Below are 15,964 nucleotides of genomic sequence, written 5' to 3'. Positions count from 1 at the left end.
GTAGGTCATCGTCAGGCTAATTACCCCAAAACCCCCGCTCGGGCCTCCCGGCGGGGGTTTTACTTTATGCGTCCAGGTCACGCCGCCATCCCCCCACCCATCCTCCCTCCCCACGCCCTTCAGCCCCTCCACCCTCCGAGCACATCACGCCAGGACTGCTCCAAGATCGCCCCAACGGATCTAATACTTGACCTGGATCGAGAGCGTCATCGGCGCAGTGCCCAACTGAAAGCTGGCGCGGGCGTAGTCGGGCGGCCCAAACGTGATCGATGGGTTATTGGAAAAGCCCACGCCTTGCCGAGGCTTGCCTAGCAATCCGTAGCTCACTTTTTCTTCGCCTTCTTGCGCGTGGAACACGGCGATGGCGTATTGGCCGGCCGGCACGTCGCCAAAGTCGCAACGGGCAACGCCCCCCGCGATCGCGGCTTCGACCCGCCGGATGGCCTGCCCTTCCTCCCTCCAACCAGGCTCTCCGGAAAACAAGCCGCAGCGCACGATTCCGCGGTCGTTGGACAGCCCATGGATTTCCGCCGACAGAGGCGTCGCCCGGGCGCACAAGGCCAGTGCGCTCAAGCTCATCGCGGCAACGAATGCTCCGGTACGGCGTCGCCACGACGTGGCAGGATGTCCAGGCTTGCCGCGGCGCTCGGTGGTGTCGCAGGCGGGACGCCCCGCATTCCATGTACGCAGGATTCCAAGCCGCACGGATCTCATCGGGAGGCTCCTTTTGCCGCATCTCCTTTCGGTTCGTAGAGCGCCTCCTCGGGGACGACAGCCGGCGGGCCTTCGCGGGTTTCGGCCCTGCCGGCGCGTTGGCGCGAGGTAAAGAAGGGGCCTCGCGCCTCTACGCTGGAAGCGAAGCGCCGCAATCCGGTGCGGGCAGGCATGTTGACGTAGACCGCTTCCATGCCGCCTTGCCGGAAGTAGGCTTCGTGCCAGAAACCCGTGCCCTTCGGATCCCTAAGGAAGGCTTGCCACCACTGGCGATGGGGATCCGCGCGTGCCCACGCCTCGAGACTTTCGAAATCGCGCCAGTATTGGCGCATGCCCACATGCAGCGGGAACAGGGAGTAGACGACATTCTCATGTGCGAGCAGGCCGTCGGGGTTGGATTTCACGGCGGCGTGGATGCGGGGCCCGAAACCGAGCAGCGTCGCAAGCCCCCGGAACTGGTTCACGCGCATGCCAAGATAGATCACCACGAGATCGGGATAGTCAGAAAGGTCAACGGTAGTGCGATTCATGTCATCGAACGCATCGGGTGGATGATGAGCGGGCGCCCAGGCTGGGGCCGAGTGTGTCTCGAATGGCCGGGGTTTACGGCCGGCGTGCCCTTGCAGTGCGAGTTTAAGTGTGTCGTTACCGAAAGTGACGGTTCAATTAGAGGCGCGGCGATTTCGTAAGCGCCGGATTCCATTGCCCTCTGGCTGCTCGGGATGAGGTACGCTGCCGCGGATGGGCGTCGAGGCGACGCTGATGGCCGGGCCGGCTGGTGTTGCCGACCCGCATCGCGAGAGGAGGACGGCATGAAGCGGCGATCATGGTTTTTGGTTTTGTGCATGGCTTCGCTCGTCGGGGGCGCTTCCCTGCAAGCCCAACCCGTACGTCCGGGCCAGGACGTGCCGGTCTCCCGCGGCGCTTTGCCAGCGGGGGCGGCGCTCTCGACTTGGGCGAAAGGCCTGGAACACCCTTGGGGCCTGGCCCTGCTCCCGGAGGGCGGGGCACTGGTGACGGAGCGTCCTGGCAGGTTGCGGGTGGTGTCGCCCGGGGGCGAGTTGTCCCGCCCGGTTGCCGGCGTGCCCAAGGTCGACGCGCGCGGCCAAGGCGGCTTGCTCGACATAGCCTTGCATCCCGATTTCGCCCGCAACGGATGGGTCTATCTGAGCTATGCCGAGGCAGGCGAAGGTGGCAACAGCACGGCAGTGGCGCGGGGCAGGTTGGTCAAGGAAGGCGGCGGATGGCGGTTCGCGGAGGGACAGGTCGTTTTCCGGCAGTCGCCCAAATTCGATAGCACGCTGCACTTTGGCTCGCGCCTTGTGTTTGCGCGGGACGGAACCCTATTCGTGACCCTGGGCGAGCGCTCCAGCCGCGAAACCCGAGGCGACGCGCAGGGCCTGGACACTCACCACGGCAAGGTGGTGCGGATCCGGGACGACGGTAGCGTGCCGCCCGATAATCCGTTCCTCAAAGACAAGCGCGCACTACCGGAAATATGGTCGCTCGGCCATCGCAACCCGCAGGGCGCAGCCTTGCATCCGGGTACGGGCGAGCTGTGGATGGTGGAGCACGGCCCGCGGGGCGGCGATGAACTGAACATCGTCCGCGCAGGCAAGAACTATGGCTGGCCCCTCTATACCTATGGCAGGGAGTACAGCGGCGGGAAAATAGGCGAAGAGGCTTCCCCGCCGGGCTTTGAACCGCCTATCCACAGCTGGGTACCGTCGGTGTCGCCGAGCGGCCTGGCGTTCTACACGAGCTCCACCATTCCTGCCTGGCGAGGGAGCTTGTTTACCGGTGCATTGAGCGGCCAGGCGCTGGTCCGCCTGGAGCTGGATGGCGAAAAGGTTGTGCGCGAGGAGCGGTTGCTGACGGACCTCGGGCGTCGCATCCGCCACGTGGTGACGGGGCCGGCGGGCGAACTGTATTTGCTGACCGATGCGCGAGACGGCCAAATTCTCGTGATCCGGGGTGGTCGCTGAAAAACAAAGCGCCCGGTCCATGGCGGCCGGGCGCGGATGGAAGAACCGGGACTGGGTCGACCGGGTTACTTCAGGTGCGCGTTGACGATCTTGGTCAACTCGAACATGTCGACGCTGGGCTTGCCAAAGAGTTCTTTGAGCTTGGCGTCGGCGTTGATGTTGCGCTTGGCCTTGGGGTCTTGCAGCTTGTGCTTCTTGATGTATTCCCAGACCTTGCGCGTGACTTCCGTGCGCGGCAGCGGGGTAGAGCCGATGATGGCAGCCAGCGTGGGGCTGGGGGTCATGGGCTTGAGGAAGGCTGCGTTGACTTTGCGCGGCGCCTTGGTTGCGGCCTTCTTGGCCGGGGCGGCTTTCTTGGCGGCCGGGGCTTTCTTAGCCGGAGCGGCTTTCTTGGCGGCGGCTTTCTTTGCCGGAGCCTTCTTGGCTGTGGCCATGCTGTACTCCTAAAAAGGGTTCAATCGTCAGATCGTGGGCAGGGCCACACCGCAGTGCGCGAGAGGCAGACTCCAGAACTGCGGAATAACCCCGCGAGCGCAGCATATCGCCTTGCCGGGCAAAGCCACAACAAAATTCCAACAGAATCGCCGTTTGGCGCGAGTTTTCGACGGCTATGCAACGCTTGGCTGGTCGTTTGCCCCGGTAGAATGAGCGCTTGGTCCATCTCCTGCGCCGCGTTGGCGCCCGCCGATGTTCACTCTCTTTCCGCCTAGATTGCGGGTTTCCCTCTTGTCGCTGGCCGCCGCCGCATTGCTGGGAGCTTGCGCGAGCACGCCGGGAGACCGGTCGGCGGAGATCGAGCGCGCGGAGCCTTCGGGCGCGGCCGCTCTCGCGTTGTCGCAATCGACGTCGGCCGAGGGCGAATTGCCTGCCGGCTGGCGGTCGTGGATCATCCGCCGCGACAAGGCACCGACGCATTACCGGCTGGCGCGGGTGCGGATCGGGGACGAAGAACGCCTGGTCTTGCATGCCGTCGCAAAGGCGGCGGCGAGCGGCGCTTGGGTCCCGCTCGGGCTGCGTGCCCTCGATGCGCCCTATGTGCGCTGGTCTTGGCGCACCGACGCCCCGATCGAACGCGCGGACAGTTCGCGCCCGGAAACAGAGGATGCACCGGCCCGGCTGGTGCTGGCCTTCGACGGAGACTGGAGCAAGCTGCCGCTGCGAGAGCAGATGCTGGCCGAAACGGCGCGCATGCTGCTCGGCCAGGAGGTGCCGTATGCCACCCTCATCTACACCTGGGATGCCCGGCTCCCGGTCGGGGCGACGCTCGTCAACGCCCACAGCACGCGCGTACGGATGAAGGTTGTCGAATCCGGCGACGCAGGGGTGGGGCAGTGGCTCGAATACGAGCGGAACTACGTGCAAGATTACGTCGAACTGTTTGGCGAGGCTCCGGGCAGGCTGATCGGCATCGGCGTCATGACGGACACCGACAATACCCGGAGCTTTGCGGAAAGCTGGTATGGCGACATTCAGCTTTTGACACCAAGTCGGATGGCCCTGCGGGAACTCCCCGACGGCCCGGTCATCGATTGATATTTGGCCGCATGGCGCGGCCGCACGGAGAGCAGGATGGAAGCAGGGGTGGCGCTGCGTTCGCCGCTGGAAGCAATACGCAAGTTTCATGATGACCTGACGTTGCTGAGGCGCGACCTGCACGCGCATCCCGAGCTGGGTTTCGAAGAAGTGCGGACCTCCGGCATCGTGGCGAAAGCGCTGGAGCTGCTCGGGGTGGAAGTCCATCGGGGCATAGGCAAGACGGGGGTGGTCGGCGTGATCCGGGGGCGGCGCTGCGACAGCGGCCGCATGGTGGGGTTGCGGGCCGACATGGATGCGCTGCCGATGAGCGAGGACAACGCCTTCGACCACCGGTCGAGCCGGCCTGGGTTGATGCACGGCTGCGGACATGACGGCCATACCGCAATCCTGCTGGGCGTGGCCCGGTACTTGGCCAAGACGCGCAATTTCGACGGCACGGCGGTGTTGATTTTCCAGCCGGCCGAAGAAGGCTTGGGCGGGGCCCGCGCCATGATCGAAGATGGCCTGTTCGAGATCTTCCCTTGTAACGAAATTTACGCGCTTCACAACTGGCCGGCTTTGCCGGCAGGCAAGGTGGGCATCAATCCCGGGCCCATGATGGCCGCATCGGACCGCTTTGAGATCGTCATCGAAGGGCGCGGCGGCCATGGCGCCCATCCTTACCTGACCATCGATCCCATCGTGGCGGCGGGGCAGATCATCACGGCTACGCAGTCCATCGTGGCGCGCAACGTGAATCCGCTTGATTCGGCCGTCGTGTCCATCTGCTCGGTACAGGCCGGCAACCCCGGCGCGATGAGCGTCATCCCGCGCGAAGCCCGGTTGGTGGGCACCGTGCGGACCTTCCGCCGCACGGTGCAAGAGATGATCGAGAATCGCTTGCGCGAGCTGTCTTCCTCGATCGCAGCCGCCTTTGGCGCCACCGCGACGCTGACCTACGAGCGCATTTATCCGGCGACGATCAATACCCCCCGCGAGGCGAACTTCGTCGCGGACGTGGCGAGCGCCATCCTCGGCAAGGAAAACGTCATCCGCGATTTGACGCCCTCGATGGGCGCCGAGGACTTCTCGCTCATGCTGCAGGGCCGGCCGGGCGCGTATTTCCGGCTCGGGCAGGGGGGCGCGGAGAGCGGCTGCATCCTGCATAGCAGCAGCTACGATTTCAACGACTCGGTGATCCCGATCGGTGCGGGCATCCTGGCGGCGATCGTCGAGCGGAGTATGCCGGTCGTCGATTGAGGCGGGCGCGCCTCCATCCCTTAAAATGAAATGACCGGGCCGACGCGGGTGCGGCGTTCGCGCCCGAAGGCCGGCCGTCCCGACAAGCAGTGGCCGCATCCATGACTATTTCCACCCTCACCATCACCCGCCCTGACGATTGGCATTTGCACCTGCGCGACGGCGAAGCGCTCGAGGCCGTCGTCGGGCATTCGGCGCGCCAGTTCGCCCGAGCCATCGTCATGCCGAACCTCAAGCCACCGGTCACGACGACCGAGCAGGCATTGGCGTACCGCGAACGCATCTTGGCGGCGCTGCGCAAGGGCGGCGCGCAAGCCTCTTCGTTCACGCCGTTGATGACGCTTTACCTGACCGACAACACGGACCCAGAGGAAATCCTCCGCGCGCGCGATTCCGGAGCGGTTCATGCTGTCAAGCTTTATCCCGCGGGGGCGACCACGAATTCGGACGCCGGCGTGACTGACTTGCTCGGCCGCTGCGCCAGGGTGCTGGAAACCATGGAAAAGGTCGGCATGCCGCTGCTGGCGCATGGCGAAGTCACCGACCCGGCGATCGACGTGTTCGACCGCGAGAAGGTGTTCATCGATCGCGTGATGATGCCGCTGCGCCGCGCGTTCCCAGCGCTGAAGGTGGTGTTCGAGCACATCACCACGGCCGATGCCGCGCAATACGTACGCGATGCGGAGGGACCGATCGCGGCAACCATCACGCCCCAGCACCTGCTCTACAACCGCAATGCCCTGTTCCAGGGCGGGATGCGTCCCCACTGGTATTGCCTGCCCGTGCTCAAGCGCGAGACCCACCGCCAGGCCCTGGTGGAGGTCGCCACCAGTGGCAACCCGCGCTTTTTCCTCGGCACGGACAGCGCGCCGCACGCGCGGGGCCTGAAAGAGCACGCCTGCGGCTGCGCCGGATGCTTTACCGGCCTGCACGCGATGGCGCTTTATGCCACGGCCTTCGAAGCCGCCGGCAAATTGGATGCGCTGGAAGCATTCGCGAGCTTTCATGGACCGGATTTCTACGGTCTGCCGCGCAATACCGGCACGCTTCGGCTGGAGCGGGAAGCATTCAGCATCCCAGATGAGTTGCCTTTCGGCCAGCAAACCATCGTGCCGCTCGCCGGCGGGGAGACGCTGCCATGGCGGGTGTCGACCTGACGGCCATTGATTGGGGGCAGCCCTGGTTCGCCGCGATCGCGCACAAGGGCGAGTTGCTGGCGCCCGCCGGCGACGAGCCCCTGTGCGATCGGCTGAACCGGCTCTTGACGGCAGGCGAGCCGGGCGGCGGCCCGAGGGGGCGCATGAGGTTGGCCTCGGGCAAGGCGCTCGTTTTCGTGCCGCCTTCCGACCTGCCCGAGGGGCGGGCCTACGAAACCCACATCTATCAAACCGGACGGGTGCCGACGCGGGACAACCTGCACGACCTCTTCAACGGATTGGTGTGGTTTGCCTTTCCACAGATCAAGGCAAGGTTGAATGCGTTGCAGGCGCGCGCGCTGAAAAAAACGGCCGACGCTTCGGCCGGCCGCGGGGCGCTGCGCGATGCGGTGACGATTTTCGACGAGAACGGGCTCGTGCTGGCCTGCTCCAATGACGACTTGGCCCAGGCGCTGCGTCGCTTCGACTGGCGCACGCTGTTCGTCGAGCGCCGTACCGCGACGCTGATGCAGACCGAGCCCTGGGTGGTCGGGCACGGCCTGCTTGAAAAGCTGGTCCGGCCCTACAAGTCCATCACCGCGCACACCCTCATCATTCCGGTCGACGACTCGTATTTCCGGGCGTCGCCCCACCAGCGCAGGGCAACCATCGACCGATTGGTGGCGGACTGGCTGGAAAACTGGCCTTTCTTCAATACGCGCGACCTCTGCCCCCTGCCGGTGTTGGGGCTGCCTGGCTGGTGGCCCGAAAACACGACGCCGGCCTTTTACGACGATACGGAAGTCTTCCGCCCCGGCCGCTCCCGGCAGCGGTAGAATAACGAAGCAGAGCAGATCAGGCAGTCGCGGCGCCTCCGGCGCCGAGGAAGGTCCGGACTCCGCAGGACAGGATGGCGGCTAACAGCCGTCCGGCGATCGCCGGGCACGCGAGTGCGCGGCGCGAAGCCGAGGAATAGGGCCACAGAGACGAGTCTGCAGAGAGGGCGGGGCGCGAGCTCCGCTCCGGCACGGCCACTCCGTGCCGTTCGCGCGGCCTGGCCGCGGCGAGTCGCTGCAGGGTGAAACGCGGCAACCTCCATCCGGAGCAACACCAAATAGGCATGCGCGCGGCCTTGCGCCGCACAGGGCGGTCCGTCCGAGCATGCGGGTAGGTGGCTTGAGCCGTTCGGCAACGGACGGCCTAGAGGAATGACTGCCCGCGGGGCAACCCGTGTACAGAATCCGGCCTATCGATCTGCTTTGCCTTGTTTCGGCGTTCCAGGGCATCTCCGACGGATATACATCAACTTCCGTGCGCGGATTCGGCGTGAATGAGTACGCCGGGGCCTGCGCCCGCCTCCTTCCCCCTCCCGGGCTGTTCTCCCCTCTCTTTCTTTGCTCGCTTTTTGTTACGTTCTTGCGCCCCGCCGCGGTGCAACCGGTGTTCTTCAGACCCTACCTTCACTTTACCTTCCAATGTCCTGATTTTTCGGAGTATTTCGCAATATGGATGTTGAGGAAGTGCGGCTAAGTCCTTGTTACTAATGAAAAAATCGGCTTGGGCCGGCTTGACCCCGCTTAGTCCCTCCTTTAGAGTGGGAAATAGTAGAATTTTGTGCAAAAAAGTGGGGTGACGGGTCGTGTTTCAGGGCAGCAGCGCGCTCACGCTCGATGCGAAGGGAAGGGTCTCGATCCCTACCCGGTATCGTGACGCGCTGATCGCCCAGGCCGAAGGCCGCCTGACGCTGACCCGCCATCCCGACGGTTGCCTTTTGATCTACCCCCGTCCCATCTGGGAGGAGAAGCGCGAACAGATCGCCGCATTTCCGATGCAGGCGCGCGCGCTGCAACGGCTGCTGTTGGGCAACGCCCAGGACGTGGAGCTCGATAACGCGGGCCGCATCCTGATCGCTCCCGAACTGCGTGCCGCGGCTTCGCTGAGCCGCGACGTCATGCTGCTCGGTCTCGGTGCGCACTTCGAGCTGTGGGACGCTGCCGTTTTGGCCCAGCGCGAGCAGGAAATGCTGGCGCAAGGCATGCCCGAAGTTCTGAACCAGTTTTCTTTCTGACGCCGTGACGACCCCATTCATGCATCGGCCCGTGTTGTTGGAGCCGACGATAGACGCGTTGGCCGTACCTGCCGACGGCGTGGGCGCCGGGGTGTGGGTCGACGCGACTTTCGGCCGGGGAGGGCATTCAGGCGCCCTGCTCGCGCGGCTGGGGCCGGAGGCGCGCCTGGTGGTCTTCGACAAGGATCCCCAGGCGATCGAAGCGGCCCGTGCGCTGGCCGAGCGCGATGCGCGCGTCACGGTCGTACATGCTGGTTTTGGCGCGTTGGCGGAGGAGCTCTCCAGGCTAGGGATCGACCGGATCGCCGGCCTGATGATGGATTTGGGTATTTCTTCGCCGCAAATCGACGACGCGGAGCGCGGATTTTCTTTCATGCGCGACGGCCCGCTCGATATGCGGATGGACACCACGCGCGGCGAGACCGCCGCGCAATGGCTCGCTCACGCGAGCGTAGACGAAATGCGAGAGGTCATAGCACGCTATGGTGAAGAACGGTTTGCTTTCCAGATTGCAAAGGCGATTGCAGTTAGCCGCGAGAAACGGCCTATCACGACCACAGGCGAGCTTGCCGACATCGTGGCTGGCGCCGTCCGCACGAGGGAAAAGGGCCAGCATCCTGCGACCCGCACCTTTCAAGCTATACGGATTCACCTCAATCAGGAGCTTGAGGAGCTCCCGCGCGCGCTAGCCGCCGCGCTCGAATTCCTGGTCCCCGGCGGGAGGTTGGCCGTGATCAGCTTCCATTCGCTGGAGGACCGCATCGTCAAGCAATTCATCGCTGCCGCGTCGCGGCCCGGCGCCGAGACCGCCCGGTTGCCGCTGCGCGAGAGCGAGCGGCCGCAGCCGGTGTTGGTTTCGGTCGGCCGCGTCCTGCCCAGTGAAGAGGAGATCCAGCAAAACCCGCGCGCCCGTTCCGCAGTGCTGCGCGTGGCTGAACGCACGCACGTAGCCTTGCCGGCCGAAGGCGGCAAGGCGTTCCTGAAAGCCCCCGACGTGCCGTCCGGCCGTCGGCGCGCTTCGACCCGGACGCGCACGCCGCGCGCCCACTTCCTCGCTTGCGCATAGGTGGCCGGCATGGGGCGCCTGCTCTTCGTCCTGACGGCCGCCTTGGTAGGCTGCGCGTTGTCGCTGGTCAGCAGCCAGTACAAAGCGCGCAGTCTCTTCGTGGAGCTCGAGCGTGCCCAGGCTGCGGCGCGCGACCTCGACGTGGAATGGCGGCGGCTGCAGCTCGAGCAGACCGATCACGCGAAACACGCCCTGATCGATAAGGTGGCCCGCACCACGCTGAAGATGGAGCCGGTCACGCCTGCCCGCACGATCTACCTGGCGCAGTCGCGCGACGGCCAGGGCGGTCCGGCCTTGCTGCCCTACGGGCCTCCTGGCGTTCCCGTACCCGCCAAGTCTCCCGCGAGAGGTGCACGATGAAGCGCGTGCGTTTTTCGTCCGAGAACCCGGTCCTGAGCCTGAAATTGCCCGCGTGGCGGTCCCGCTTCGTCCTCTTCCTGCTTTTTGCCGGTTTTGCAGTGCTGGTGCTGCGCGCCTTGTATCTGCAAGGGCTTTCGAATGAATTTCTGCAAAAGCAGGGCGAGTCGCGCTACGCGCGTACGCTGGTCTTGCCGGCGTCCCGGGGAAAGATCACCGACCGCAACGGGGTGGTGGTGGCCTCCAGCATTCCGGCGCGCGCGGTATGGGCGATTCCCGAAGACGTCAAGGCACCCCCGGCCAAGCTGGCCGAGCTCGCCAAGCTGCTGGACACGCCGCTGCGGGACCTGCAGCGCAAGCTTGCCAACGAAGACAAGACCTTCGTTTACTTGAAGCGCCAGGTTCCGGTCGAGATTGCCGAGAAGGTGGCGGCGCTGGGCATCGATGGCATCCACCAGCAGCGCGAGACCCTGCGCTATTACCCCGAGGGCGAAGTGCTCGGCCATGTGCTGGGTTTCACCAACGTCGAGGATCGCGGGCAGGAAGGAATCGAGCTGGCCTACAATGCTCAATTGGCAGGCCGTCCTGGCAGCCGCCGGGTCATCAAGGACCGCCTGGGAAGGGTAGTCGAGGACGTACAGGCGGTACGTGCACCGGCCAACGGTCACGACCTGACCTTGTCCATTGATACCCGGGTGCAGTACTTAGTGTTTTCGCAGTTGCAAGAAGCAGTCGAGCGCCACAAGGCCAAGGGCGGCGCCGCCATTGTGGTGGATACGCGCACCGGGGAGATCCTTGCCTTGGCCAATCTGCCCACATACAACCCGAACCAGCGCGAGACGCTGACCGGGCCCCGCCTGCGAAACCGCGCGCTGACAGACACCTTCGAACCCGGCTCTACCATCAAGCCATTCTCGATCGCGTTGGCGCTGGACCTCGGGCGGGTGCAGCCGAACACCGTCGTCGACACCGGCAACGGCCGGATGAATTTTTACGGGCGCACCATTAGCGACACCCGCGGCTACGGCAAGCTGGACGTGGCGGGCGTGGTGCAGAAGTCGAGCAACATCGGCACCACGCTGATTTCGCAGCGCCTGGAAAGCAAAGAGATGTGGGAGAAGTACACCGAGCTCGGCCTGGGCCAGGTTCCCAAGCTCGACTTTCCCGGTGCGGTGGCGGGGCGGCTGCGTCCCTATGAAAAGTGGAAGCCCATCGAGAAAGCCACCATGTCCTATGGCTACGGCTTGTCGGTCTCGCTGGTGCAACTGGCGCAAGCCTATACCGTGTTTGCGCGGGACGGCGACACGGTTCCGCTGACCTTCTTGAAGACTGATCGCCCGGCCCCGGGCACGCGCGTTTTCTCGCCCAAGACGGCGCGCACCATGAGGCAGATGCTGGAAGCGGTGGTCGGCCCCGGCGGCACGGCCGCACAGGCCCAGGTCATGGGCTACCGGGTGGCCGGCAAGACGGGCACGGCGCGCAAGATCGTCAATGGCGTGTACGTCACCAAGTATGTCGCCTCGTTCGCTGGGTTCGCTCCGGTTTCCAACCCACGCATCGTGGTGGCGGTTATGATCGACGAACCCTCTGCCGGCAGCATTTACGGCGGTGCGGTGGCCGGGCCGGTGTTCTCCAAGATCACCGGCGGGACGCTGCGCATACTCGGCGTGGAGCCCGATGCACCGTTCAAATCGCTGGTGATTCCCGAGCATCCCCTGGAGGACAGCCTGTGACGCCAGCGACGTCTACTGCCTCCATGGTCCTTGACTGGCTGCACGGCCGCGCCTCGCCGGGCTCGCACCTGCGCCTGGATTCCCGGGCGGTGCAGGCGGGCGACGTTTTCCTCGCTTATGTCGGTGCGCGCAGCGACGGCCGCGATTTCATTGGCCAGGCGCTCGAGCGCGGCGCTGGCGCGATCGTCTTCGACGACGTGGACCCCGGGCGGACCGCGGTGCTCTTGCAGACCCTGGCGGATAAAGGCGTTCCGGGTTTGCCGGCAGCTGGCCTCAAGCCCGCGCTTGGCGCCATTGCCTCGGGCTGGTACGGCGAGCCTTCGCGCGAGATGCGCGTCATCGCCGTGACCGGTACCAACGGCAAGACCTCCTGCGCGCAGTGGATCGCCCGTGCCTTGACGGAAGGGGGCATGCCCTGCGGCGCCATCGGAACGCTGGGCATACAAATACCGGGCGCAGACGGCGGCTCGCGCTCACTGTCTACCGGCCTGACCACGCCCGACGCCGTGGCGCTGCATCGCGCCCTGGCCGACATGCGGCGCGACGGGGTGGAGGCAGTTGCCATCGAGGCGTCTTCCATCGGTATCGCCGAAGGCCGCCTCGACGGCTTGCACATCGACATCGCCGTGTTTACCAATCTGACGCGCGATCATCTCGACTACCACGGCGACATGGCGGCCTATGAGGCGGAAAAGGCCAAGCTCTTTGCGTGGGAAGGCGTATCCGCCGCCGTCGTGAACCGCGACGACGAGGCGGGCAGGCGGTTGATCCAAGCACTGCGCGCGCGCGGTACGCCGGCGGCACTGACCGAATATGCCCTCGGGGATGTTCCGGCCGACGAGGGCGGGCGCGCGCTCGTGGCCTCCGACCTGCACGCCACCAGCCATGGGATGGTGTTCACGCTGACGTGGCAAGGGCAGTCGGTGCAGATCTCGACGCCGCTGCTCGGCGCCCACAACGTGTCCAATCTATTGGCGGTGGGGGGTGTGCTCTTGGAGCTGGGCTGGAGCGTGCAGCGCGTATCGGCGGCGCTGTCGTCGGCCCAACCGGCTCCGGGCCGGCTGCAGGCCGTGGCAGCCCCGGGACGCCTTCCGGGTGAGGGCGGACCGTTGGTGGTCGTTGATTATGCGCACACACCGGATGCCCTGGCACGCGCGCTGGAAGCGTTGGCGCCCGTCGCCCAAGCCCGCGGCGGACGCCGGATCTGCGTGTTCGGATGCGGCGGCGACCGCGATCCAGGCAAGCGCCCGCAGATGGCGCAGGCGGCGTGCGAGCATGCCGATATCGTGGTGGTGACCAGCGACAACCCCCGCAGCGAGTTGCCCCAGTCCATCATCGACCAGATCCTGGCGGGCGTGCCGGCGGGGCGAGCGGTGTCGTCCGACCCGGACCGGGCGCGCGCCATCCGCGACGCCGTGCGCCGCGCCCGTCCGGAGGACGTGATCCTGCTGGCGGGCAAGGGGCATGAGTCCTATCAGGAAGTCGGGGGCGTGCGCCATCCATTCTCGGACGTCGAACAGGCGGCGCTGGCCTTGGCTGCGTATTGCGCCGATCCCGTCGAGACTGGCTTGATGACGCTGGCTGACGCCGCCCGTGCCATGCGCGGCGTGGTGCACGGGAATGCCGGTGCCGACGGCGTCGTATTCAGCGGCGTCGGCACCGATTCCCGCAACGTTACGCCGGGCGAGCTGTTCGTGGCGTTGAGCGGCGAGCGCTTCGATGGTCACGCGTACGTGCGGGCCGCAGGTGAGGCGGGAGCCGTCGCGGCGGTGGTGCAGCGCCCCGTGCAGGACGCAGGCCTGCCGCAGGTCGTGGTGGCCGACACCCGCCGGGCGCTAGGCGACTTGGCGGCCGCATGGCGCAGCCGTTTTTCGATTCCGGTGGTGGGCGTGACCGGTAGCAACGGCAAGACGACCACCAAGGAAATGATCGCCGCGATTTTCGCGGCGCGCTACGGCGAGCCGCAGCGCCTTGCCACGCAAGGCAATTTGAACAACGACATCGGGGTCCCGCTCACGATCATGCGGCTGCGCGACGCCCATCGCAGCGCCGTGGTCGAGCTGGGCATGAATCACCCCGGGGAGATTGCCGAGTTGGCGCGCATCGCCGCGCCTACGGTGGCGCTCGTGAACAATGCCCAACGTGAGCATCAGGAATTCATGCACACCGTGGAGGCAGTTGCACGCGAGAACGGAGCCGTCATCTCGGCGCTCGCTGCCGACGGTGTGGCAGTGTTCCCCGGCGACGACGCCTACACCTCGATCTGGGCCGAGCTCGCGGGCTCCCGGCGGTGCCTGCGTTTCGGCCTGGTCGGAGACGTCGAGGTCAGCGCGCGGGATATTCGCCCCGAGCCTTTCGCGACCCGTTTCGTGCTCTGCACGCCGGATGGCGAGGCTGAGGTCACCTTGGCGGCAGCCGGCATGCACAACGTGCGCAATGCCCTCGCCGCGGCTGCGTGCGCGCTCGGCGCGGGCGTGGACCTGCCGCACGTCGCCCGCGGCCTGGCGGATTTTGCGCCGGTCAAGGGACGCATGCAGCGCCATCGCCTGCCCGGCGGTGCACTGCTGATCGACGATACGTACAACGCCAACCCCGATTCGGTGCGAGCTGCGATCGACGTGCTGGCCTCCCTGCCCGGGCCGCGCGCCCTCGTGTTGGGTGACATGGGAGAGGTGGGAGACCAGGGGCCGGCCATGCACGCGGAAGTCGGGGCCTACGCGAAAGAGCGGGGCATCGATGCGCTATTCGCCCTGGGCGAGGCGACCCGCGCCACCGCGCAGGCGTTTGGCAGCGGCAGTTTGCATGCGGATGGGGTCGAGCAGCTGGCTTCGGCCGTCATGGCGATTCAGCCGGCATCCGTATTGGTGAAGGGCTCGCGCTTCATGCGCATGGAGCGGGTGGTGCAGGCATTGCAGGCCGGCCGCTCGTCGGATCATTCTTCTATTGGTAATAAGCATGCTGCTTGAACTGGCCCAATGGTTGTCCGAGGACTACCGGGCTTTCTCGGTGTTCAACTACATCACGCTGCGCGCAGTGCTTGCGTGCGCGACGGCGTTGCTCATCGGACTGATCTCCGGGCCGGCGGTCATCCGCAAGTTGACGGCGCTCAAGATCGGCCAGGCCGTGCGCAGCTACGGCCCAGAATCGCACCTGATCAAGAATGGCACGCCCACCATGGGCGGGGCGCTCATCCTCATCGCCATCGGCGTTTCCACGCTGCTGTGGGCCGACTGGAGCAACCGCTTCGTCTGGGTCGTGCTGCTGGTGACGTTCGGCTTCGGCTGGATAGGGTGGTCTGACGACTACCGCAAGGTGGTGCGCCGCGATCCAGAAGGGATGCCGGCGCTCGAGAAGTTTTTCTGGCAGACGCTGATTGGGCTGGTGGCATCGGTTTACCTGGCGTTCGCCATATCGGCTCCCGATGCCGCCGGGACATGGAAGCTGCTGGTGGACTGGGTCACGGGCGGCTTCGGTTATCACCTCCCCGAGCGCGCCGACCTCATCGTGCCGTTCTTCAAGAGCGTGAGCTATCCCTTGGGCGTGATCGGCTTCATCGCACTGACTTGGGCCGTAATCGTCGGAAGCAGCAATGCGGTGAACCTCACCGACGGCCTCGACGGGCTGGCCATCATGCCCACCGTGCTGGTGGGAACGGCGCTCGGCGTATTCGCATACGTGGTCGGCCGCGTGGACTACTCCAAGTACCTGCTCTTCCCGTACATCCCGGGCGCTTCGGAGCTCATGGTGATCTGCGCCGCGATCGGTGGCGCAGGGCTGGCGTTCCTGTGGTTCAACGCCTACCCCGCGCAGGTGTTCATGGGCGACGTGGGCGCGCTCGCACTCGGCGGCGCGCTCGGGACGATCGCCGTGATCGTGCGGCAGGAGATCGTGCTCTTCATCATGGGCGGTGTGTTCGTGGTGGAGACCCTGTCGGTCATCTTGCAGGTGAGTTGGTTCAAGTACACCAAGAAGCGTTACGGCGAGGGCCGGCGCATATTCAAGATGGCGCCGCTGCATCACCATTTCGAGGTCAGCGGCTGGAAAGAAACCCAGGTCGTCGTCCGGTTCTGGATCATCACCATGATGCTGGTGCTGATCGGGCTGGCGACGTTGAAGTTGCGTTAATCGTC

At 65.7% G+C, this 15,964-nt stretch carries 14 protein-coding genes and 1 other RNA gene; 12 read left to right on the top strand and 3 right to left on the bottom strand.

Translation table 11 applies throughout. The features are described 5' to 3' along the window. Positions 1 to 180 precede the first annotated feature (180 nt). Both Q0319_RS01150 and Q0319_RS01145 read right to left on the bottom strand, forming a co-directional pair. Positions 181 to 714, bottom strand: a complete 534-nt coding sequence (locus tag Q0319_RS01150; protein ID WP_299450315.1) for a DUF2141 domain-containing protein — start codon at positions 712 to 714, stop codon at positions 181 to 183. Beyond that, positions 711 to 1,244 (bottom strand): DUF4188 domain-containing protein, encoded by a 534-nt coding sequence (locus Q0319_RS01145; protein WP_299450313.1) that lies wholly within the window; start codon positions 1,242 to 1,244, stop codon positions 711 to 713. The genes Q0319_RS01150 and Q0319_RS01145 overlap by 4 nt, the downstream gene beginning before the upstream one ends. Positions 1,245 to 1,559: 315 nt before the next feature. Between Q0319_RS01145 and Q0319_RS01140 the strand changes: the two genes are divergently transcribed. Next, positions 1,560 to 2,699 (top strand): PQQ-dependent sugar dehydrogenase, encoded by a 1,140-nt coding sequence (locus Q0319_RS01140; protein ID WP_299450311.1) that lies wholly within the window; start codon positions 1,560 to 1,562, stop codon positions 2,697 to 2,699. Between the two features lie 65 nt (positions 2,700 to 2,764). Here Q0319_RS01140 and Q0319_RS01135 read toward each other — a convergent pair whose 3' ends face one another. Then, positions 2,765 to 3,133 (bottom strand): SWIB/MDM2 domain-containing protein, encoded by a 369-nt coding sequence (locus tag Q0319_RS01135; protein ID WP_296470488.1) that lies wholly within the window; start codon positions 3,131 to 3,133, stop codon positions 2,765 to 2,767. 253 nt (positions 3,134 to 3,386) lie between these two features. Between Q0319_RS01135 and Q0319_RS01130 the strand changes: the two genes are divergently transcribed. From Q0319_RS01130 to mraY, 11 genes are all read left to right on the top strand, one after another. Continuing rightward, the gene (locus tag Q0319_RS01130) at positions 3,387 to 4,232 is read left to right on the top strand and encodes a DUF3047 domain-containing protein (RefSeq protein WP_296470485.1); all 846 of its coding nucleotides are present in this window, start codon (positions 3,387 to 3,389) and stop codon (positions 4,230 to 4,232) included. Between the two features lie 48 nt (positions 4,233 to 4,280). Then, entirely contained in the window at positions 4,281 to 5,474 is a 1,194-nt protein-coding gene (locus Q0319_RS01125; protein ID WP_299450319.1) for a M20 aminoacylase family protein, read from the top strand. A gap of 101 nt (positions 5,475 to 5,575) precedes the next feature. Beyond that, positions 5,576 to 6,631 (top strand): dihydroorotase, encoded by a 1,056-nt coding sequence (pyrC, locus tag Q0319_RS01120; protein ID WP_296464524.1) that lies wholly within the window; start codon positions 5,576 to 5,578, stop codon positions 6,629 to 6,631. Then, a complete protein-coding gene (locus tag Q0319_RS01115) occupies positions 6,613 to 7,446 on the top strand; it encodes a DUF3025 domain-containing protein (RefSeq protein WP_299450308.1) in 834 nt (277 codons plus the stop codon). The genes pyrC and Q0319_RS01115 overlap by 19 nt, the downstream gene beginning before the upstream one ends. A gap of 11 nt (positions 7,447 to 7,457) precedes the next feature. Next, positions 7,458 to 7,875, top strand: an RNA gene (rnpB, locus tag Q0319_RS01110) — RNase P RNA component class A. A gap of 374 nt (positions 7,876 to 8,249) precedes the next feature. After that, a complete protein-coding gene (gene mraZ, locus Q0319_RS01105; RefSeq protein ID WP_296464529.1) occupies positions 8,250 to 8,678 on the top strand; it encodes a division/cell wall cluster transcriptional repressor MraZ in 429 nt (142 codons plus the stop codon). A 19-nt stretch (positions 8,679 to 8,697) separates the two neighbouring features. Then, positions 8,698 to 9,744, top strand: coding sequence for a 16S rRNA (cytosine(1402)-N(4))-methyltransferase RsmH (rsmH, locus tag Q0319_RS01100; protein WP_296464532.1), 1,047 nt, complete (start codon positions 8,698 to 8,700; stop codon positions 9,742 to 9,744). Positions 9,745 to 9,753: 9 nt separating this feature from the next. Beyond that, positions 9,754 to 10,104: a cell division protein FtsL gene (gene ftsL, locus Q0319_RS01095; protein WP_363322225.1), complete on the top strand. Its 351-nt coding sequence runs from the start codon at positions 9,754 to 9,756 to the stop codon at positions 10,102 to 10,104. Then, positions 10,101 to 11,834, top strand: coding sequence for a penicillin-binding protein 2 (locus Q0319_RS01090; protein WP_299450306.1), 1,734 nt, complete (start codon positions 10,101 to 10,103; stop codon positions 11,832 to 11,834). Before ftsL ends, Q0319_RS01090 begins: the two co-directional genes overlap by 4 nt. Before the next feature lie 23 nt (positions 11,835 to 11,857). Continuing rightward, entirely contained in the window at positions 11,858 to 14,800 is a 2,943-nt protein-coding gene (gene murF, locus Q0319_RS01085) for a bifunctional UDP-N-acetylmuramoyl-L-alanyl-D-glutamate--2,6-diaminopimelate ligase MurE/UDP-N-acetylmuramoyl-tripeptide--D-alanyl-D-alanine ligase MurF (RefSeq protein ID WP_299450317.1), read from the top strand. Then, positions 14,790 to 15,959 carry a phospho-N-acetylmuramoyl-pentapeptide-transferase gene (gene mraY / locus Q0319_RS01080; protein ID WP_299450304.1) on the top strand — a complete coding sequence of 390 codons (1,170 nt, stop codon included), beginning with the start codon at positions 14,790 to 14,792 and terminating at the stop codon, positions 15,957 to 15,959. The genes murF and mraY overlap by 11 nt, the downstream gene beginning before the upstream one ends. The last annotated feature ends 5 nt before the right edge of the window (positions 15,960 to 15,964 follow it).

The organism is uncultured Pigmentiphaga sp., assembly GCF_937950555.1.
Lineage (GTDB): Bacteria > Pseudomonadota > Gammaproteobacteria > Burkholderiales > Burkholderiaceae_B > Pigmentiphaga.
Note: the sequence above shows the minus strand (reverse complement) of the source record. Positions and strands in the feature narration are given on the sequence as shown.